Here is a 20,138-nt window from a genome sequence, read left to right on the forward strand (position 1 = left end):
CGCTCTTCTGGTAGAGTCGCGGCGCTCTCGCGGCTGCGACCCCTTACCATGGCCGCAGTGGCTTCGCGTTCGCGCGAGAGCTCACCGGACGCTCCTCGCGTCGACCCGTCGATGAAGTGTTCGGTGTGATGTGGGGAGCAGCGCCGTCAGCGCTCCCGAGCTCTCGCCGGGATCGCCGTCGCTCCCCGGCCCCGCTGAGGACAGGGCGAACTCATGTCGTCTTCCGATTCCTGCTCGCATCGCCGGCGCGACGCCGTCCCGGCGCTCGACCCGACCCACGACGCCCGCGCAGCGCGGCCGCGCCGCGCGAGGGCGCTCCAGCGGAAGCTCCTCGCCTGCGCCGTCGCCTTCGGCGCGATGACCGCCGCGCGCGGCGCGCTCGCCGACGCCCGCACCGAGGCGCGCCTCCACTTCCGGGCAGGCATGGATCTCATCGCCCAGAAGCAGTTCGACGAGGGCATCCGGCAGCTCCAGAAGGCCAACGAGATCCTCCCGCACCCGAACGTCACCTTCAACATCGCGCGCGCGCACGCCGAGGCCGGCCACATCGAGCAGGCGCTCGCCGCCTACCGCGAGTACATCGCCAGCGATCCCCCGGACCGTGAGCAGGTGACGCGGATCGTGGATCAGCTGGAGCAGCGCCTCGCCGCGCAGCGCACCGCGGCGATCCCCGAGCCGAAGCAGCCGCCGACGCCCGCGCCGCAGCAGCCGGCGCCACAGCAGCCCGCCCCGGGCGAGGCGCCCGCCCCGCCCGCCTCGCCGGCCCCCGCCGGGGAGCCGGCCGCGCAGGGCGCGCCCGCGGCGGCCGCGACGAAGGCGGCAGCGCCGGCGCCAGGGCCAGGATCGAAGGCGGCCCCCGGCGACGCCGCGGGGATCGTCGGCGCGGCCCGGACCGAGGACGTCTACCAGGAGACGGTCGTCACCGCCTCGCGCGGCGCCCAGAGCCCGCTCGACTCGCCGAACTCGACGACCATCGTGACCCGGCAGGACATCCGGCTCTCCGGGATCACGCGCATCCCCGAGCTGCTACGGCGCGTCGCCGGCATGGACGTCATGCAAATCACGGGCGGCGACGAGAACGTGTCGATGCGCGGCTTCAACAGCCGCCTCGCCAACAAGATCCTCGTCCTCGTGAACGGCCGCACGGTCAAGAACGACGTGCTCGGCTCGACCTTCTGGGAGGCGCTCTCGATCGACGTGGATCAGATCGAGCGCATCGAGGTCGTGCGCGGCCCGGGCTCCGCGCTCTACGGCGCCGACGCGTTCGCCGGCATCGTCAACATCATCACGATCGAGCCCGGCGTCGGGAAGAGCGGCTTCCGCGCGGGCTACGGGGACCACCGGCAGGGCTACGCCTCGGTGTGGGCCTCGGCGCGCGAGGGCGATTTCGCGTACCGCCTCTCCGCGGGCTACACCCGCTACCCCCGGTGGTCGCGCGAGGTCGCGGACGACCGCATCGACCTCGAGACGAGCGGCCAGAGCCAGGATCTCGGCGCGCAGAACGTCCGCATCGACCTCCGGACCTCGCAGCGGCTCGGGCCGCAGCGCGAGCTCACGGTGGGCGCCGGCTACTCCCGGAGCGAGCTCGACATCTACGGCATCGGCCCGTTCAACGACTACAACCTGGAGGTCGCCAACGCCGACGTCGCTGTCGCGTACCGCAGCGAGAACGTCAACGCGCGGACGTACTACTCGAACCTCGACGGGCGCTCGCTGCTCAACGCCGCCTACCTCGGGCACACCCTGTTCGCGGGGCGGCCGCAGCAGCACGTCGTGAACGCCGAGCTCGAGTTCGTGAAGACGCTCCGCGCGCCCAGCCCCGTCGTGCACGACTTCCACATCGGCCTCGGCTACCGGCTCAAGGCGACGTCGTGGAGCTACCTCGAGGACGACATGCCGCTCGAGCACCAGGGCTCGGTGTTCCTCCAGGACTCGATGAAGCTCGGCGAGCGCGTCACGGTGGTCGCGTCCGGGAGGCTCGACTACGTGCCCTACCTGGAGCGGCTCATCCCGTCGCCGCGCGGCTCCGTCATCTTCAAGCCGACCGAGCGCCAGGCGATCCGCGTCTCCGGCTCGACGGCGTTCCGCTCGCCCACGTCGCTCGAGGCGTACGTCGACCTGCCCATCCAGCTCGCGCTGCCCGGCCTCGAGCTCCTCTCGACATCGAGGACGCCGGACAGCTCCGAGCGCCCCATCGACCCCGAGCAGATCATCACCGCCGAGGCGAGCTACCTGAACCAGCAGAGCGATTACTTCGAGTTCGAGGTCACCGCGTACTACAACCGCGTGAGCGATCTCATCGTGCTCGCCGAGCCTCAGCGCACGACCCTCTCGCAGCGCGCCCACGGGTCCGGGGGGCTGAACCCGGAGACGGGGAGATACACCTCGGGGTTCGGCGGCTTCGAGAACCAGAGCGACGTCTACCACGTCTTCGGCGGCGAGCTCGGCGGTCGCGTCTACCCCATCGAGGGGCTCGACATCTTCGCCAACTACGCGCTCAACCGCTCGGTGCACCGGCGCCCGGACGGGCGCGACACGCTCGAGGACGCCCGCACCAGCCGGCACAAGGTGAACGCAGGGGTCCAGCTCCGCACGCCGAGCGGCATCGACGGCGAGGTCACGTTTCACTACCAGTCCTCGCAGGTGTGGGCCGAGCAGGTCCCGACGGGGACGGTCATCGCCACGAAGCAGTACGAGCTGCCCGCGTACACGCTGCTCAACGCGCGCGTCGGCTACCGCTTCCTGGACCGCGCCGAGATCTCCGCGACCGTGTTCAACGCGCTCGACGGGCTCGGCGACAACGCGCTGCAGATGCACCCGTTCGGCAACCGCATCGGCCGGCGCTTCATGGGATTCTTCAGCTACTCGCTCTAGTGCTCGCTCTAGCCACCGCCATGCTCCGACCCAGCCCCCGCACCGGTCTCCTCCTGCTCGGCGCACTCCTCGCGGCCCTCCCGGGCTGCGACGACGTGGAGGTCTTCGTCCCGCTGCCGGACCAGAGCGGCCCCGCCGGGGTGCTCGACGGCACGGTGACGTACGCCGGACCCAGGCCCTGCACGAAGGACGGCCACGTCGTCGGCGCAGCGATCGTGCTCGGCTTCGACGCGCGCCTGCTGCCGCCGCCCGAGGGGCTCGGCACCTCGGCCGCGAGCATCGACGTGATCCCCGGCGACGAGCTCTTCGGGGGCCTCGGCGCCGCGCTCGATCGCACCGAGGACGGCGCGCTCCACTGCCCCGAGCCGGACGCGCCGCCCGTCACCGTGAGCGCTACCTGGAGGCTTTCGCCCCTGGCCGCAGGCACCTACCAGATCCGCGGATTTTACGATCACGACGGCAACTTCGACCCCACCTTCGGCATCGCCAACCTGCCGACCCGGGGCGACGTGGCCGGCGGCGCGATCGAGAACGCGACCGAGGTGCTCGCTGGCGCCGCGCCGCGGTACCGCGCGATCACCATCGCCGCCCCCATCCCCGAGACGGGCACGCGCGTCAGCGGCATCGCCGTCACCCTCGGGCTCCCGCTCCCGCTGGAGCGGCCGCTCTTCCACGTCGCCGAGGTGCTCGCGCCGGCGTCCGGCGTCACGCAGAGCGCGAGCGAGGTGGTCATGGCCTCCGACTTCCAGCTGGAGACGTTCAGCCAGGCCGATCCCGCCGGCACCGAGGCGTCGCTCCTGCGCCTGCGGCTCGCCGCGGGGGTGCCGGACGGCGAGGTCGCGCGCGCGGCGAAGCCCCCGCTCTCGCTGCCGGTGGGCGGCGAGGCCGCGCCGACCCTCACCTACGCGCGGCAGGACGTGAACGGCGACGGGGCGATCGACAGCGACGACCATGTCCCCGACTCGGCCCTGATCCCGGCGCTCTTCCCGATCTCGGTGTTCGCCAAGCAGGACGACGAGGAGCCGCTGATCAGCCAGGCCGCGCCCGCGGTGCTCCTCCAGGGGCTCACGATCTACGACGATCTCGTGACCACGGCCACGCTCGGCCCGGAGCCGCTGAACGAGCCGCGAGACAGCGCGCTCATCGGCGTCCGGCCCGCGGCGCTGTGCATGCACCCGACCGAGCCGCAGCAGGGGGGCGTGCTCGTGCTCAGCCACAAGACCGACAAGGAAGGCCACGACATCATCGCGGAGCGGGACGTGGCCCAGGTCGAAGAGGCGCTGAGCCGGCAGTTCGGGCGAGAGATCAAGGTCGCGTTCGGGTGCCTGCCCGAGGGGCGCTACGCGCTCAGCCTCATCTACGGCACCGGCCAGGCCTGGACCGTGCCCAACGAGGCCGGCGTGTGCGCGCCGTCGGAGGCCGAGACCTCCGACGGCGAGATCTGCGGCGCGCGGCCGCGCCTCGCGTCGCAGCGCGTCGCGCTGGTCATCGGCCCGCCGGACGACGAGGCGTACTGCGCCGAGCACCCGACGCCGGCGGCCTGCGCGCGCTGAGCGCGGCGGCGGCGTCCGGTCCCGAGCGGCGCGGAGGCCGCCGCGATCCGCGCTCGGGCGCGGCGAAAGCGCCGGTTTCCTGCTGGAGGCGGCGGTTGCCTCGCGCGCGCGGACCGATGGTAGGGTCTCGGCATGCGCTGCACTTGCTTTCCCTCGCTTGCTCTTCTGGGGGCGCTCGGCGGCGCCGCGGCGGGCGTGCTCGTTCCATCCGACGCGTCCGGCGGCTGGCCGCCGCCCGCGTCGGCCAGCGCAGAGGACATGAGCGAGCCCGAGCACTGGCCGAACGACCCCGACTACGGCACGTCGGTCACGCAGAGCGGACAGTGGAGCTTCTACTCGTTCATCCCGGCCTCGAGCGGGTACGTCCGGCAAGAGGAGTCCGCCGCCGGCATGGCGATCGATCTCGCCTGGCGCTTCACCCAGGGGGACCCGCGCGTCAGGATCGCCGTCGCCGACTCCGGGATCCTCTGGGGAGAGGGGGATCTCCTGGAGAAGGTGTGGCTCAACCAGGGCGAGCTCGCGGCCCACAAGCCGCTGCGCGCGGACGGCACGGCGTGCGGCGGCGACGGCGCGCTCGAGGGCTTCGACTGCAACGGCGATGGGGTCCTCTCCGTCGCGGACTACAGGGACACGCCGGAGCTCACGCCCGCGGCGTCGGAGGGGCGGCCTCAGGGCGATCGGAACGGGAACGGCCAGCTCGACGCCGGCGACCTCATCCTCCACTTCTCCGACGGGATCGACGACGATCAGAACGGCTACGTCGACGACATCGCGGGCTGGGACTTCTTCAAGAACGACAACGATCCGTTCGACGACGCCCGCGACGGCCACGGCACCGAGGGCGCGAAGACGTCGGCCGCGCAGACGAACAACCAGCTGGGCGGCGCGGGCGTCTGCCCGCAGTGCCGGGTCATCCCGCTGCGCGTCGGCGAGAGCCACGTCGCCGACGCGCAGGACCTCGCGAAGGCGCTCCTCTATGCGGCCGACGGCCGGGCCAACGTCGTGCAGTGCCCTGTGACCGCTGTCGATAACACCGGCTTCGTCCAGGCGGCGCTCGATTACGCCCACGCCCAGGGGACGCTCGTCGTCGCGTCGATGGGCAACGAGGGCTCGCGCCACCACGGCGTGCCCGCGACGAGCAACCACGCGCTGCCCGTGAGCGCCGTCCGCTACGACGGCCAGAGCGTCGCGACGTCGACCACGTTCGTCGACGCGTCCCCGTGCTCGAGCTTCGGCGGCAACAACGTCCTGGCCGTGTCGAGCCCCGGCTGCGCCAGCGACGCGACCGCCGAGCTCGCCGGCGTCGCGGGGCTGCTCTACTCCGTGGCCCTCGACCGCGGCGTGTCGCTGTCCCCGGGGGAGGTGCAGAGCCTGCTCATCGCGACCGCCGACGACATCGCGGTGCCGGAGTCGCAGGAGCCCGGGTCGCTGTACCGCTTCTCGCAGGCGGGGTTCGAGCAGCGCTTCGGCCACGGCCGCGTCAACGCGAACCGCGCCGTGGAGGCGCTCAGCGAAGGGCGCGTGCCGCCCGCCGTCGACATCACGTCGCCGCGGTGGTTCGAGGTCGTCTACAAGGATCAGGTCCAGGGCCCGGTGCCGATCGAGGGCACCATCTCGGCGAAGCGGGCGATGGCCTACGACTACTGGGTCGAGTGGGCTGCAGGCGCGCAGCCGCTCGAGGCGGATTTCAAGGTGATCCACAAGGAGGCGAACCTCGCGCCGACGGTCGTCACCGGCACCGAGGGCCCGATCGCCTCCCTCGACGTGCGCACGATCGACACGTCCCACCTCCGCGACCCCGACAGCCCCCACGGCGAGGACGATCGCGCGATCACGGTGCGCGTCCGCGCGAGGGCCCACTACGCCGCCGGCAACGTGGAGAGCGAGGCGCGGCGCACGGTCCACGTCGACAGCGATCCGACGCTGGTCCAGGGCTTCCCCGTCCGCGTCGGCGACAGCGGCGAGGGCAGCCCGAAGATGGCCGACATCGACGGCGACGGCGTCCGCGAGCTCGTCTATCCGACGGCCGGCGGCGCGCTGCACGTGCTGAAGGTGACGCCCAAGGGGCCGCAGCCGCTGCCGGGGTTCCCGTTCATGACCCGCGCCACCGACGGCCTGCTCGCTCCGCCGCCGTCCCCGGCCACGCCCGATTACCTCGGCGCCCCCGCGTACAGCAAGGTGAACAGTGAGCTCGGCCGCGAGCCGATCCTGAGCGCGCCCGCCATCGCGGACCTCGACGGCGACGGCAGGCAGGAGATCGCCATCTCCACGTGGCCGGGCACGATCTACGTCATCGGCGCGGACGGCAGCGACCGGTACGGGTGGCCGATACGCCTGCCCGAGATCCCCTCCTGCCCCCTCGATCCCGGGGCTCCGGCGAGCGCGCCGTGCATGTCCGCGGCCGCGCGGATCGCGCGCGGGGCCTTCGCCTCGCCGGTCCTCGCGGATCTCGACGGCGACGGGCGGCTCGACGTGATCCAGGCGGCGTTCGACGGCACGGTCCACGCGTTCGACAGGGATGGCCGCGCGCTGCGCGGCTTCCCCGTCGAGGTGCACTACGCGGGTCCGCTCGCCGAGGAGCCGGCGCGGAGCCGCCTCCTCGCGACGCCCGCCGTGGCCGACTTCAACGGCGACGCGCTGCCGGATCTGCTGGTCGCGTCGAGCGAGCGGCTCGGCGAGGACGGCGAGGCCGGGGCGGCCTACGTGATCGATGGGCGGGGCACGACCGCGCCCTCCGGGCCCGTGCTCGCGGGGTGGCCCATCACGGTGCCGTCGCTCTCGCTCGACCCGCTCGCCGCGGAGGGGATCACGGCCTCGGGCGTCGTCGGGCGGTTCGACGGCGCGCTGGCGGGCGTCGTCCAGGGCAACGGCGCGCCGCCGCTCGTCCTACCGGCCTCGCCCGGCGAGCAGCTCGAGCTCCTGGCGACGCCAGCGGGCGCGCTGCCGCGGGCGAGCGACGGCTCGCAGGCCGGGCTCGACCCGACGTTCGGGCCCCTGTCGCCCGCCGCCGGCGCCCGGACGATGATCCCGCTGCTGTCGCAGCCCGCGCTCGGCGACATCGATCAGGACGGCACCCCCGACGTCATCGCCGCGGGCGCGTCGAACGCGGCCGCGCTCGCCCTCACGGGCGCGCAGGGGGCGGCGCAGCCGGGGCCTCACCTGCTCGCCATCTGGAGCGGCAGGTCGGGCGCGATGCTGCCTCGCGCCCCGTTCGTGCTCGAGGACTACGCGATCTCGGGCAGCCAGGCGGTCGTCGATCTGAACGGCGACGGCTACCCCGAGGTGCTGAGCGGATCGAGCGGCTACTTCCTTCACGCCTTCGACGGGTGCGGTCGGGAGCCGCGCGGGTTCCCCAAGTTCACCGGCCAGTCGATCACCACGACGCCCGCCGTGGGCGACCTCGACGGCGACGGCACGCTCGAGATCGCGGTGGGCACGCGCGACGGCTGGCTATTCGCCTGGCACACCGAGGCGACGACAAGCGCGCTCATCGCCTGGGAGAGCCTCCATCACGACAACCAGAACACGGGCAACCTCGACACGCCGCTCAAGCAAGGGAGCGCGCGGAGGGCGCCGCGGCCGCTCACGGTGGACCTGTGCGAAGGAGCGCAGCAGGCGCCGCTCATCCTCCAGCTGGGCGGAGGCTGCGGGTGCGAGGCCGCGGGCGCCGAGCCGCGGCGCGGGTCCGGCGCTCGCGGCGCGGGCGCGGCGCTGGGCGCGGCGCTGGTCGGGGCGATGGCGCTGAGGGGGAGGCGGCGGAGGGCGCAGGCCGTGAAGGAACCGCGCACCGCCGCGCGGCTCAGCGCCGCTCAGCGCCAGCCGACCTGCAGCACGCACGCCCCCGAGCTGCCGGCCCCGCAGCGCAGCTCGAGGAGGCGCGCGGTGGACCCTGACGTGGACGTGGCGAGCAGCGCCCGCAGGAAGCCGCTCACGTAGCGGCACATCACAGGCGCGAGCCCGTCGGGCAACCAGAGATCGACCTTCGCGCTGTGGGTCGACGTGCGCTCGACCTGGACGCGCCCCCACGCGTGGAACCGGCGGAGCAGCGGCCCCGCCACCTCCAGCAGCGCCTCCGGCGTCCGCGCGACCTGGAGCCTGCGCAGCATCTCGGGGAGCGCCGCGCTCGCGAGCACGCCGCCGGCCGCCTCCACGGTCCCGGGAGCCTCGCCGCCGAGCGCGCGCAGGTAGGCCACGAGGGGCGCCACCGGGTAGAGCGCGGCGTCGTCGGTCGCCGCGGCGATGGCGTCGCGGTCCGCCGGATCGAGGCCGCTCCACACGCGCGCCTCGCCCCCTTCGCCGAGCCGCCGCGCCGCCTCGGCCCGGCAGAGCCGGAAGGCCAGGCCGCGGCTCAGCGGCGCGCCGTCGTGCGGCGCCGGGATCGGGGCCTGCGTGCGCTCACCTGGGCCCGAGAGGAGCGGGCTCGAGAGGAGCGCGGCGGCGAGCGCGTCGGAGAAGGCGACAGGCGAAGCGATGCGCCGGGACGGCTCCGGCTCGAGCGCCCGCGCGAAGAGGGCGTCCACGCTCGGGGAGAGCCCCGGCCGCGCGCGCGAGGGGGGCGTGATCTCCCCGCGCTGCTGCATCGCGACGATGCCGTAGGTGCCCGCGGCCTCGAACGGGGCCCTGCCCGTCAGCATGGCGTAGGTGACCGCTGCGAGGGCGTACGTGTCGAGCGCCGGCTGCGGGTCGGCTGCCCCGGGGATCAGCTGCTCCGGCGCCGCGAAGCCGCGCGTCCCGCCGACGAGGTGAGGCCGCTCGCTGCCCAGCCGGGCCCCGAGCCCGAAGTCGATGAGCACCGCCCGCTCGATCCGCGTGTCGAGGAGGATGTTGCCCGGCTTGACGTCCGCGTGCACGTAGCCCTCGGCGTGCATGCTCGCGAGCGCGCCCGCGATCTGGCGGACGACGCAGAGGACCTGGTGGAGGGGCATGAACCCGCCCTGCGGCGCGCGGTCGACGATGTGGCGGTGGATCGTCTCTCCCTCGACGTACTCGAGGAGGAGGTACATGCGCGCGCCGTCGAGCCGCCCCCAGCCGTACAGCTGGACGATGCTCGGGTGCCTCAGCCGCACGAGCGCCTCGGCCTCGCGGAGCAGCGCGCTGTCGTCCGGCGCCGTGACCACCTTGAGCGCGACGAGCTGACCGAGGAGCTTCTCGCGCGCGAGGTAGACCTGCGACTGACCGCCCTCGCCCAGGATCGCGGTGATCCAGTACTTGTCATCCACGAGATCGCCGGGGGCGAGCCGCACGGGCAGCTCGCTCGCGTCGCCCCGGGCGGGCGGCGCGGGTGCGCCGGCGCTCTCCGGCGCAGGCTGCGACGTGGGCCGCTCGTTCGACTCGGTCACGTTCGGCGAGAGGCCGGAGCGCCGCGCGAGCTGCTCGCTCACCAGCCTGGCCGCGAGCTGGAGGGTCGCGATGCTCCCCGCGTCGAACTCCCGGGGCTCGCTGGACACCGCGCACACGCTCCCGACAGCCCCGACCCCCTCGATGACGACGGGGAACCCCGCGTACGCGCGCACCAGGTTCATGGCCGCGAGCGGGTTCTCGGACAGCACGGGGTGCGCCTGGGCGTCCTCGACGATGAGCGGGGCGTTGTCGCGCGCGACGTGCTGGCAGAACGACCACGAGCGCAGCGTCCCTCCGGCGATCGACAGGTCGCGGGGGAGGCCGGTCGCGCCGATGAAGATCTGCCTCGAGCACAGGCGCTGCCGCGGCGCGTGAGGTTCGAGCCCCGGAACCTCCCGGCGCCGCCGCTGTCATTCCGCAGGCACGACGGACAGCCGGCCAGCGCGGCCGAGCGCCCGCCTGAAGGACGCGGATCCGCGCGTCCTCCGCGCGGTTCCCGAGGACGTGAGCGCGCCGCTCCGCGCGGCGCACAGGGGAGATCTATGCCCAGCGCGAACACGACGGACGCCGGGGATGGCGGCGCCGCAACCGATCCGAACCTCACCGCCGCGAGGCAGCCCGACGCGGCGAGCGCCGGCGAGGCCGGAGGCCCGGTGCGCTCCGTGGAGATCGTCATCTCCTGGGGCACGACCGTGCTCTTCGTCCGGCACCTGACGCCGCCGTGCGCGTTCGACGTCGGCGAGGGGCGCGGCGACGGGCGCCCGTGCGACTGCTTCCTCCCCGAGCGCGTGCTCGGCACGCGCCGCGCGCCGCTCCTCGAGGTCGACGGCGCCGGGCGCGTCGGCTTCGTCCTGCCGGGCGCCGCGACGGGGACGCTCACGCTCACCCCCGGCGGCGCGCCGCTGTCCGCGGCCGCGGCGCGGGAGCTGCATGTCGGCGTGGAGCGCGCGGCGCGCGCGGCGATCCCCGGGGCCACGCTCGTACCCCTCCCCGCGCAAGGCCGCGTGGACGTCGAGATCGCGGGCGTGCGGATCCAGATCCGCGCCGATGCCGCGGCGGGCGAGCGCGTGGGCCGCTCGCTCGTGAGCCGGAAGAGCCTCGCCCTCCACGCCCTCTCGGCGGCCCTGCACCTCGGGCTCCTCGGCGCCCTCGCTCGCTGGGCGCCGCCCCTCATCGACTCGTCCGCCGGCATGAGCGCGGATCGGATCGCGCTCGTGCAGCAGTACCTCGCGTCCGCCGACGAGCGCGAGCTGCGCGCGGCGATCGAGCGCGAGGGCGAGCCCGCCGCCGACGCGAAGGAGGGCGGCGCAGGGACGCGAGCCAAGGGCGAGGAAGGGTCGATGGGCCACCCATCGTCGTCCACGCCGCGCGCGGGGGCGACGGGGAACAGGTGGGGGGTCAAGGGCCCGAGCGACAGCCCCGATCCGCACGTGGCGCAGCAGCAGGCGCTGCGCGACGCGGCCGAGTTCGGGATGATCGGGCTGCTCAACGCCGGGGGCGGCGGCGATCCGAGCGCGCCCACGGCGGCGTGGGGGCTCGACGGCGCCGCGTCTTCCGCAGGCGGCGCGGGCCTCCCCCTCTTCGGCTACGGAGGTCCCGCCGGCGACGGCGCGGCGCTCGGGGGCGGATCCATCGGGACGATCGGGCACGGCGCGGGCGCCGGGACGGGCCAGGGGTTCGGGAGCGGCCACGGGCGCGCCGGCGCCTCCTCGCCGCCGGTCTCGGCGCGGAGCGCGGCCGCCTACGCGCCGGAGCCCGAGGTCGCCCTCGATCCGAACGGCCGCTTCGCCACCACGTACAGGCCCGGGGGCGGTCACCTGGCCGCGTTCGAGGCCGCCCTCGCGCGCGGCGTCGTGCCCGCGGCGGAGCGCGAGCTCGTGGGCGACGTCGCCGCCCGCTACGCCCCGGAGGTCCCGCTCGCCCCCGACAAGGCGCTCGGCCTGCGCACCGACCTGGAGCGCGCCGCGCTCGGCCCGGGCGGCGGCGCCTTCCACCTGCGCCTCGCGCTCCGCTCCGCGGCGGCGGCGGCGCCCGCGCGGCCGCACCTCTCGGTGCACCTCGTCCTCGACACGAGCGGCTCGATGGCCGGCGCGCCGATCGACAGCGCCCGCCGCGCCGCGCAGGCGCTCGTCGATCGGCTCGCGCCGACCGACGACTTCTCGCTCACCACCTTCTCGAGCGACGCCGAGGAGGTGATCGAGGACGGCCCTGTCGGCCCGCGCCGCGCGGCGATCCGCCGCGCCATCGAGGGGCTCCGCGAGGGCGGCGGCACCAACATCGGCGCGGGGCTCTCGCTGGGCTACGCGCAGGCGAGCCGGCCGGGCATCCCCGAGGACGCCGTGCGCGTGGTGCTGCTCGTCTCCGACGGCCGGGCGACGAGCGGCCTCACCCACGGCGAGCGCCTGGCGCGGCTCGCCCTCGACGCCTTCCAGCGCGGCATCCAGACGAGCGCGCTCGGGCTCGGCGACGACTTCGATGGCCAGCTCATGAGCTCGATCGCGAGCGACGGGGCCGGCGGCTACTACTACCTGCGACACCCGGAGCAGATCGCGCCCGCGCTGTCGACAGAGCTCGACAAGCGCCTCGACCCGGTCGCGACAGCGGTCGAGGTGCGCGTGCGCCTGAAGGCGGGCGTCGATCTGCTCCGCGTCTACGGCTCGCGCCGGCTGGACGAAGCCGAGGCCTCCCGCGTCCGCGCCCAGGAGATCGCGGCCGACGTCGCCGCCCTGTCGCGGGACCGGATCGCGGCCGACCGACGCGACGACGCCGAGGGCGGCATGCGCTTCTTCATGCCTGTGTTCGCCCGCGATGATCGGCACGCGCTGCTGTTCAAGCTGAGCGCCGGCCCCGGCGCGGGGAAGCGAGCCGTCGCGACCGTCGAGCTCAAGTACAAAGATCGGCTCTCCAGAAAGAACGTGATCGAGGAGATCCCCATTGAGGTGCGCTATGCGGACAGCGACGCCGCCAGCGCGGCGTCCGTCGACCCGTCGATGGCGCGCACGCTCCAGGGCTTCGCCGCGGGCGAGTCGCTCGCGGAGGCCGCTGCCCGCGTGGCGCGCGGCGATCGCGCCGGCGCCGCAGCGCTCCTCTCCGAGCGCGAGGGCATCCTGCGCGAGGCTGCGACCCGGCTGAACGAGCCGCTGTTCCTGGAGGACGCGGCGCGCCTGTCGCGCCTCCGCGCGCACATGGGCGCAGAGCAAGGCCTCGGCGATCCGCTCGTGCTCGCGATGTTGCTGGAGACGGCGGGGCGATCCCGCCTGCGTTGACGCGCAATCGCAGCGCGCTCACGGGCGGAGGTGTCGCCCAGGTGGTAGGCTGAGCGCGGCCATGACAGACAGAGTCTCATCGACCGGACGCGCTGCGCTGCGAGAGTCGCTGCTCCAGTTCTCCGCTTTCGCCGACGCGCTCGAGTCCCGATCCATGCGCGAGGCCATCGATGCCTGCATCACCGTCCTGGACGCACCAGGGCCGCTCGACAAGCGCGACCTTGCCCCATGGCTCAAGGTCGTCCACGAGCGCGCGGCCGATGTCTTTCGACGGGGTATCCGTCAGACCACGGGGGTGCTGCGCCAGCAGATGATGCATGGCCTGAAGCAAGCGGAAGAAGACGCGGTCTGGATGCAGCAGGCCATCGACGCGCGCAGTCGAGAGCGCGCGAACTGACATGCTGGACTGAAACAGCGCTCGTCGCCCCGTGGACTGGTGGGCGTCTCCAGACGGCCAGGAGAGCACGAGCCACGCTAGCGAGCCGGCCGGGAGACGGGAGCAGGCTGCCGTGCACGGCGTGGCACGACGCTCGCCGTCCGTGCTACGAGACGGGGCATGTTCGCCTCGGCGTTTCCGCTGCTGCTCCTCGGCTTCTCTCTGGGAATGCGCCACGCGACCGACGCGGACCATGTGATCGCGGTGGCGACCGTCGTGAGTCGGGTGCGGAGCCTCGGGACGGCGCTGATGATCGGCGCGATGTGGGGCGTCGGCCACACACTCACGCTGATGGTGATCGGCGGCGCCATCCTGCTCTTCGGGCTCGTGGTGCCGCCGCACGTCGGCCTGGCCATGGAGCTCACCGTCGCCCTGATGCTGATCGGCCTCGGGGTGTTCCACCTGGCGCGGCTCTACCGGGCGGTCCGCCGGGGCGAGCCGCCGGCCCACGACGTTGCTCCGGTGAAGCATGTCGCTCACCACGACGGCCACCGGCACGACCTCGGCTGGGCGGATCGCGTGTTCGGCGGCTCGCGCGTCTATGCGAGCCTGCGGCCGCTGCTCATCGGCGTGGTCCACGGCCTCGCGGGCTCGGCCGCGGTGGCGCTCCTCGTGCTCACCACGGTGCGCGACCCGCGGTGGGGCATCGGCTACATCGCGCTGTTCGGCGTGGGCACGATCGCCGGAATGACGCTCATCACCGGGGTGCTCGCGCTGCCGTTCGCCTATGCGCGCGCTCGCACCAGCGGGATTCACAACGCCTTCGGCGCCGCCGCCAGCCTCCTCAGCGTGGGCTTCGGCCTGTTCCTGGCCTACGACATCAGCTTCGGGTCCGGGCTGTTCACTGCGCACCCGCAGTGGACGCCAGGCTGACGGCGCCCGGGCGGACCGCGCTCTCCGCCGGAGCGACGCCCGGCGCTCACCGGCTCGCGGTCGACCAGGCGCGCTCGGCCTCGCGCTGCGGCGCGAGGTGCGCGTCGATCTGGGTCATGAGCCAGTCGAGGAACTCGTCCTTCAGGATCGTTTGCGCCACGTGCAGATCGGTCCAGACGGGCGCGCGCGCGGCCGCGCGGTCGCTCGTCTGCACCACGACCGGGATCGTGCAGAACCTCGCGTCGTCGCGCATCGCGCGGATGAACTCCACCCCGTTCATGACGGGCATGTGGACGTCCACGATGGCCAGCGCCACGGGCTCGCGCGCGAGCAGCTCGAGGGCGTCGCGCCCGTTCTCGGCCTCGAGCACGCTGAAGCGCGGCTCGAGGATCAGCCGGTAACACTCCCGGATGTCCGCGTCGTCGTCCACGACGAGGATGGCGACCCCCTCGACGGCGCCGAGCACGCGCTCGACGGCGGCGCGGAGCTCCCCCGCGGTGACGGGCTTGCGCACGTAGCCGGCGACCCCTCGCAGGATCGCCTCTGCCGGCTTGTTCACGACGGAGACGAGCATCACGGGCACCCGCTCGCGCGACTGCACGAGCCGGTTGAAGGCGAAGCCATCCATCTCGGGCATCAGGAAGTCGGCCAGGATGAGGTCCGGCGTCCACGTCCGGAGCAGCTCCAGCGCCGCGCTCCCGCCGCGCACGGTCCGGACGTCGTACGCCGCGCCTTGCAGCGCCTCGGCCATCCACGCGAGCGTCCCCGAGTCATCGTCGACCAGCATGAGCTTGGCCATGGCATCACTCCCCTTGCGCCCCGCCGCCGCCCGCCTCGCCCGCGGCGCCGACGCGCCGCAACCGGAGCCAGAACCTCGCCCCTCCCTCCGGCCGCGCCTCGTAGCCGATCGCCCCGCCCCACCGCTCCACCGCGATCCGGGCGCCGTAGAGCCCGAGGCCGCTGCCCGCGCCGGGGTCGCCGCCGTGCGCGAACTTCTGGAACAGGCGCGGCGCGATGGCAGGCGAGACGCCAGGCCCGTCGTCCTCCACCGTCACGCGAGCCCAGCTGGCATCGTCGTGCACGGCGACCCGCACCGACGCGCGCGCGGGCGTGAAGCGGAGCGCGTTCTCGACGAGGTTGGAGACCACGCGCGCGAGCCTGCGCTCCTCACCGACGACGGTGCACGGCTGCGCGCGGCCGATCTCCGGCGGCGCGTCCAGGCGCACCCCCCGGCTGCGCGCCATGGGCAGGAGCGCCTCGACGACCCGGGCCACGGTGCCGCGCACGTCGACCACCGCGGCGAGGTCGCCGCTGGAGGCGTCGGACGCCATGCCCTCGGCGGTGAACACGTCGAGGATCTCCCGGATCAGCTCGCGCTGCCGCAGGGCGGCCTTCAACGCGACCGCGGCGAGCGCGCCGCTCTTCTCCGGGAGCGGCTGCTCTCCCAGCAGGGACAGCGCGCCGAGGAGGCTGTTCAGCGGGCCGGAGAGGTCGTGAACGATGCAGTGGACGAGGACGTCCTTGCGCTCGACCTCGCGCGACAGCGCCTCGTGCACGAGGCGAAGCTCGCGCGCCCGCTGGAGGACGCGGCGGCGCTCCTGGAACAGCGCGTCGTTCCGGGTGATCACGAGCAGCCGCGACGCGCCCACACGGAGCGCCGTCGCCTCGAGGTGGAGCGCCTCGTCGTCGCCGATCATCTGCGTCCAGAAGTCGGACTGCACGCTCGGCGCTCCTTCCACGGACCAGGCCCGCTCCGCCTCGGCGAGGAACACCTCCAGAAAGGGCAGCGCGCGATCGATCGAGAGCGGCGAGTCGCGCCACGGCGGCGCGAACCCGAGCCGGCGGAACCACGGCGGCGGCTCGCCGCGGATGACGAAGGTCCCGTCGTGCAAACGCTCGAGGACGAGCTTGTCCAGCGCCGCGAGGAGCCACGTGTCCACGTCCATCATCCCCGCAACGAAGGCGCTTCGCTCGCCAGCATGGCGCGCGTCAGCGCGTTGAACGCGCCCTCGACCCCGGCGCCGGTCTTGGCGCTCGCCCTCGTGATCCAGAGGCCCGCCCTCCTCAGCCTGGCCTCGATGGCGTCGTCGATCTCCCACGCCGCGGTGAGATCGGCCTTGTTCAGGACGACGACGGCCGGGACCTCTCCGACGATCGTCCGCGCAGCGGTGTAGAGGCGGAGCCCGGTCTCCGCCGTGAGGCGCCGCGTGCCGTCGATGACGAGGAGCCAGCCCGCGGAGCCGCGCAGGTACGACGTCTGGACGGCCTGAAACTCGTCCTCTCCGCTCAGATCCCAGAGGATGAGGTCGAGCTCGCCTTCATCGCATTTCACGCGCCGTGCCTCGATCGTCACGCCGATGGTCGTCCGGTAAGAGTCGGAAAAGATGCTGCGCACGAAGCGGGCGACGAGGCTTGTCTTGCCGACCCCCGTCGCGCCCAGCACGCAGACCTTGCGTCTCTCCGCCATGACTCAGTCCTTGCTCTCGGCGCGCAGGTCCACAAGGAAGATCACGCTGCGCGCGCGGCGCTCGTCCGCGCCGGCGAGGCACCTGGCCCCGGCCGCGCCCCCGGAGCAGGACGGGGGCAGGACCTCACGCCGCAGTCCCCCGCCGCTCGCTCGCAGGCGATCCGCCGGGATCCCCCGCGCAACGAGCTCGGCCGCGACGTGCTCCGCGCGCGCCTGGCTGAGCGCTCGATTCGACGCCTCCGATCCGGCGGAGTCCGCGTAGCCGATCTCGCGGATGTCGGCGGTCATGCGGGCCTCGCGCGCGCGCGCGATCAGCCGCAGCGCCGCGGCCGCGATGGCGTCGAGGCGCGCGGCCTGCTCGCCGGAGAGCCGCGCGGCGCCGCGGCGGAAGAGGAGCTCCATCGCCTCGAGGGCCCGCGCCGCCGCGCGCGCGCGGTCGATCGACTCCTGGGCCGTCAGGCGCTCGCCGTCGAACCCCGAGACGCCCGGGAGCACCGCCGCCGACCAGCGCGCGCGCTCGATCCAGCGCTCGGGCGCGACCCCGCTGGCCACGACGACGCCGCCGCGCAGCGCCAGGGCGACCCCGGGCGGCGGCTCCAGCATGCGCGCCACCCTGCGCTCGACGATCTGCGGGTGGAGCGAATAGAAGGGCTCGAAGCGCAGGGCGACCGCCGGGGGCACGGGGCCGCCGCGCTCGAGCACGACCCTCGGGTCCGCGGCGAGCGGATCGCGGAGCCCCGTGAACGCGACCTGGCCGGCGCGCCGCTCCGCCGCGGTGACCAGCAGGCCGGGCTCGCGCTGCAGCGCCTCGCCCCAGCCCTCGAAGCGGCGCTGATCCTCCTGCGAGGCGCGCACCCGGAAGACGAGCGCGGTCGCGACGACCCCGGCCAGCACCGCGGCCGCCGCGAGCAAGGCCCGAGCTCGGCGCGGGACAGGCTGGCGTTGCTGCTGGAGGCAGCGCGAGAGCAGCTCGCGAGCGCCCGAGAACGGCGCCCGATCGCCGCGGAAGCCGGCGAGCTCACCGCCGTACGCGAGGTGGACGCGCTCCAGCGTCTCGCACAGGACGAGCCCGTACGCGGGCGGCGCCACGCCGCGCACGATGGACACGAGGAGCGCGGACGGGCCGTGCTCGACCCACCCTGTCAGATCGCCGACGCGGAAGCGCTCCAGCCGCGCGTCGGTCCGGAACGCGTCGTGGGCGAACGCTTCGATGGCGGTGAGCATCGCCGTGACCTGATCGGGATCCCTGTAGGGGATCTCGTCTGCGCTGAGGTGCTCGAGGACGAGCCCCGTCCCGCGGTGGACAAGGAAGAGCTGCTCGGTCCGGTAGACCATCGAGCGGAGGAGCACCACCTCCGCGAAGGGGCGCCCCGTGCGGCGCGCCTCGACGCGCCAGCGCACGCTCCGCCAGGACAGGCCGAGGGCGGCCGCCTCGTTCAGGCGCTGGATCATCGCCCGGAGAGCGCAGCGCACGGCCTTGCGGATGGCCGGCCCCATGGCAGGGGAGATCGCGTCCGCGAACGATCCCGGGTCCCGGCGCACGCGCTCCTCGATCGCGCCGGTGAGGAGCGGCTCCAGCGCCCACGAGAGCGCCTCGCCCTTCTTGCGGCTCTCGATCACCGCCTCGGGCAGCGCCCCCGCGACCATCTCGACCATCGACTGGTCGAGTCGCTCCTCGATCCGCTGGATCCGGTGCTGCTCGGGGCCCACGAGCAGGGGGCGGAGGTCTTCGAGCGTCTGTTTCGGCGGAGGCGCCCCGCGTCGCGCTCTCGGCTCTCGCATCGTTCTTCTCCAGGCCGCCGCGCTCGCTCCGCCGGCCGGAGCGGCGCGGCCGCCTCACGCGGCCTCGTCCGAGCGGCGCTCCGCCTTCTGGTACCGCTCCGATTCCGCCGCCGCCTCGCGCGGCGCCGCCGCGATCGCGTCGGCGCCGTCGGCCCACACGGCGGCCAGCTCGCGCTCGAGCATCGCGCTGAGCTCGCTCCGCGTGCGCCGCGTCTCGTCGAGGAACGATTTGGACTGATCCAGCAGCTGTTGCCGGAGCTCGCGCTGCGTGCGCGCCACGAGCTCCTCCAGCCGCTGGACCCGCTGCGCGATCAGCTCGAGCGCCTCCCGCGACTCGCGCGCGACGCTGCCGAGCGCGCCGTCGGCGGCCACGCGCTGGGCCTCGATCGACGCGTTGAGCGCCTCGACCTCGCTGCGCATGTGCGCCTCCAGCATGTCCAGACGCCGCCGCGCTTCGCTCCGCAGCTCCTCCGCCTGGGCGGCGAGCTGAGCGTCGGTGTGCGAGAGCCGGCGAGCGAACTCGCGGAACTGGGCGCCGCACAGGATGTCGCGCACCTGCTCCAGGCTGTTGGTGATCGCGGACTCTGCGTGTCCTGCGGCGGCTTCGTGCTCCGCCCGCCCGCTCGTCCTCATGGTCATGATGAAGCCCCCCTCTCCCTGCGTTCCGCGCGTGTCGCGTTCTGCAAGCCGAGCTCGCTCCTCATCGCGCTCTCGCATCGCTTCGTCGCGCTCGCGACGCCTCACTGAGCGCGCTCCCCCAGGTTTTCGCTTCCGTCTGGACACGATGCCCCTCGCTCATCACGTCACGCGCTGCGCAACATGGGTCAGCACCCCGGCTGCGGGTAGCCCTTGGGAGAGCCTCCGGGCGGCCGCGACTCGGCCGGGGAGCCGCTCGGCTGCTCTGAGGCGCCGCGCTGAACAGGAGCTCTCGGAGCTCGGTAAGATGCTCCCATGCGAGCTGCGCGAACCTCCCTGGTGGCCGCGGCCTTCCTCGCCGCCTGCGGCGCTCCGGCCGGCGGCGCTCCTTCTGCGAGCGCTCCAGCCGGCGGCGCTCCTTCTGCGAGCGCCGCCGCCTCGGGTTCCAGCTCGCCCCCGGCCTCCCCGCCGCCGCCCGTCGCGCAGGCCGCCGCCCCCGCGGCCGCGGCCTCCCCTGCGCCGGCGCCCTGCGGCGCGCTGGGCTGCGGTGACGGCCATGCTCGAGATGATCGCGCGCCAGACGGCCGCCGAGGCGAAGGCGCTGCTCGGCCGCGAGGACGCCGCGGGAAAGATGGTGATCGCCTACGGCGGGGCGCTGCACAACGACGTCGCCCCGCGCCCTGGGCGCGAGCGCTGGAGCTTCGGACCGGAGCTCTCCGCGATCACCGGCGGGAAGTACGTGGAGCTCGATCTCATCGTCCGCGAGTTCATCAAGGAGTCGGAGTCCTGGCGAGCGCTGCCGTGGTATCCCCACTTCGACAGGGAGAAGCACCCGGACAAGGCGGTGCTCTTCAACCCCGCGCCGGGCTCGTACACGCTCATCTTCCCCCGCTCGTCCTGAGCCGGCACCG

General features: G+C 74.0%; 12 protein-coding genes and 1 pseudogene. 7 read left to right on the forward strand and 6 right to left on the reverse strand.

Annotation, left to right across the window (positions count from 1 at the left end):
* The first annotated feature begins 213 nt into the window (after window positions 1–213).
* The 3 genes from WMF14_RS32130 to WMF14_RS32140 all read left to right on the forward strand — a co-directional run bounded on the left by WMF14_RS32130 (window position 214) and on the right by WMF14_RS32140 (window position 8,363).
* Window positions 214–2,874 carry a TonB-dependent receptor domain-containing protein gene (locus WMF14_RS32130; protein WP_437792432.1) on the forward strand — a complete coding sequence of 887 codons (2,661 nt, stop codon included), beginning with the start codon at window positions 214–216 and terminating at the stop codon, window positions 2,872–2,874.
* Window positions 2,875–2,894: 20 nt separating this feature from the next.
* Complete coding sequence (locus tag WMF14_RS32135; RefSeq protein ID WP_437792435.1) at window positions 2,895–4,427, forward strand: hypothetical protein; 1,533 nt, start codon at window positions 2,895–2,897, stop codon at window positions 4,425–4,427.
* 132 nt (window positions 4,428–4,559) lie between these two features.
* Window positions 4,560–8,363 (forward strand): S8 family serine peptidase, encoded by a 3,804-nt coding sequence (locus WMF14_RS32140; protein WP_437792438.1) that lies wholly within the window; start codon window positions 4,560–4,562, stop codon window positions 8,361–8,363.
* Window positions 8,364–8,902: 539 nt separating this feature from the next.
* Here WMF14_RS32140 and WMF14_RS32145 read toward each other — a convergent pair.
* A pseudogene (locus WMF14_RS32145) lies at window positions 8,903–10,123 on the reverse strand (protein kinase domain-containing protein); the annotation flags it as partial.
* A 186-nt stretch (window positions 10,124–10,309) separates the two neighbouring features.
* Here WMF14_RS32145 and WMF14_RS32150 point away from each other — a divergent pair.
* The 3 genes from WMF14_RS32150 (at window position 10,310) to WMF14_RS32160 (ending at window position 14,342) form a co-directional block, all read left to right on the forward strand.
* The gene (locus tag WMF14_RS32150; protein WP_437792440.1) at window positions 10,310–13,033 is read left to right on the forward strand and encodes a vWA domain-containing protein; all 2,724 of its coding nucleotides are present in this window, start codon (window positions 10,310–10,312) and stop codon (window positions 13,031–13,033) included.
* 154 nt (window positions 13,034–13,187) lie between these two features.
* On the forward strand, window positions 13,188–13,430 hold the full coding sequence (locus WMF14_RS32155; RefSeq protein WP_437792443.1) for a hypothetical protein: 243 nt from the start codon (window positions 13,188–13,190) through the stop codon (window positions 13,428–13,430).
* A gap of 159 nt (window positions 13,431–13,589) precedes the next feature.
* A complete protein-coding gene (locus tag WMF14_RS32160) occupies window positions 13,590–14,342 on the forward strand; it encodes a high-affinity nickel-transport family protein (RefSeq protein ID WP_272094744.1) in 753 nt (250 codons plus the stop codon).
* 46 nt (window positions 14,343–14,388) lie between these two features.
* On the opposite strand, the gene WMF14_RS32165 is transcribed toward WMF14_RS32160, so the two are convergent.
* The 5 genes from WMF14_RS32165 to WMF14_RS32185 are packed head-to-tail and all read right to left on the reverse strand — an operon-like array spanning window position 14,389 to window position 19,230.
* Window positions 14,389–15,141 carry a response regulator gene (locus WMF14_RS32165; protein WP_437792446.1) on the reverse strand — a complete coding sequence of 251 codons (753 nt, stop codon included), beginning with the start codon at window positions 15,139–15,141 and terminating at the stop codon, window positions 14,389–14,391.
* Window positions 15,142–15,145: 4 nt separating this feature from the next.
* The gene (locus WMF14_RS32170) at window positions 15,146–16,291 is read right to left on the reverse strand and encodes a sensor histidine kinase (RefSeq protein WP_437792449.1); all 1,146 of its coding nucleotides are present in this window, start codon (window positions 16,289–16,291) and stop codon (window positions 15,146–15,148) included.
* Window positions 16,288–16,809 carry a Rab family GTPase gene (locus WMF14_RS32175; RefSeq protein ID WP_272094747.1) on the reverse strand — a complete coding sequence of 174 codons (522 nt, stop codon included), beginning with the start codon at window positions 16,807–16,809 and terminating at the stop codon, window positions 16,288–16,290. The genes WMF14_RS32170 and WMF14_RS32175 overlap by 4 nt, the downstream gene beginning before the upstream one ends.
* Window positions 16,810–16,812: 3 nt before the next feature.
* Window positions 16,813–18,591, reverse strand: a complete 1,779-nt coding sequence (locus WMF14_RS32180) for an OmpA family protein (RefSeq protein WP_437792452.1) — start codon at window positions 18,589–18,591, stop codon at window positions 16,813–16,815.
* A 54-nt stretch (window positions 18,592–18,645) separates the two neighbouring features.
* Window positions 18,646–19,230 (reverse strand): hypothetical protein, encoded by a 585-nt coding sequence (locus tag WMF14_RS32185; protein WP_437792454.1) that lies wholly within the window; start codon window positions 19,228–19,230, stop codon window positions 18,646–18,648.
* 553 nt (window positions 19,231–19,783) lie between these two features.
* On the opposite strand from WMF14_RS32185, the gene WMF14_RS32190 reads away from it, so the two are divergent.
* Complete coding sequence (locus WMF14_RS32190) at window positions 19,784–20,128, forward strand: hypothetical protein (protein ID WP_437792456.1); 345 nt, start codon at window positions 19,784–19,786, stop codon at window positions 20,126–20,128.
* Window positions 20,129–20,138: the final 10 nt, after the last annotated feature.

Origin of the sequence: Sorangium sp. So ce693 (assembly GCF_051521375.1) — a bacterium.
In the GTDB taxonomy this organism is placed as follows: Bacteria; Myxococcota_A; Polyangia; order Polyangiales; family Polyangiaceae; genus Sorangium; species Sorangium atrum.

Bases quoted from the DNA above. Each gene is read 5' to 3' on its own strand.
- WMF14_RS32155 (WP_437792443.1), top strand. From the start codon at position 13,188: ATGCGCGAGGCCATCGATGCCTGCATCACCGTCCTGGACGCACCAGGG.
- WMF14_RS32175 (WP_272094747.1), bottom strand. From the start codon at position 16,809: ATGGCGGAGAGACGCAAGGTCTGCGTGCTGGGCGCGACGGGGGTCGGC.
- WMF14_RS32170 (WP_437792449.1), bottom strand. From the start codon at position 16,291: ATGATGGACGTGGACACGTGGCTCCTCGCGGCGCTGGACAAGCTCGTC.
- WMF14_RS32180 (WP_437792452.1), bottom strand. From the start codon at position 18,591: ATGCGAGAGCCGAGAGCGCGACGCGGGGCGCCTCCGCCGAAACAGACG.
- WMF14_RS32135 (WP_437792435.1), top strand. From the start codon at position 2,895: ATGCTCCGACCCAGCCCCCGCACCGGTCTCCTCCTGCTCGGCGCACTC.
- WMF14_RS32190 (WP_437792456.1), top strand. From the start codon at position 19,784: ATGCTCGAGATGATCGCGCGCCAGACGGCCGCCGAGGCGAAGGCGCTG.
- WMF14_RS32140 (WP_437792438.1), top strand. From the start codon at position 4,560: ATGCGCTGCACTTGCTTTCCCTCGCTTGCTCTTCTGGGGGCGCTCGGC.
- WMF14_RS32130 (WP_437792432.1), top strand. From the start codon at position 214: ATGTCGTCTTCCGATTCCTGCTCGCATCGCCGGCGCGACGCCGTCCCG.
- WMF14_RS32160 (WP_272094744.1), top strand. From the start codon at position 13,590: ATGTTCGCCTCGGCGTTTCCGCTGCTGCTCCTCGGCTTCTCTCTGGGA.
- WMF14_RS32150 (WP_437792440.1), top strand. From the start codon at position 10,310: ATGCCCAGCGCGAACACGACGGACGCCGGGGATGGCGGCGCCGCAACC.
- WMF14_RS32185 (WP_437792454.1), bottom strand. From the start codon at position 19,230: ATGACCATGAGGACGAGCGGGCGGGCGGAGCACGAAGCCGCCGCAGGA.
- WMF14_RS32165 (WP_437792446.1), bottom strand. From the start codon at position 15,141: ATGGCCAAGCTCATGCTGGTCGACGATGACTCGGGGACGCTCGCGTGG.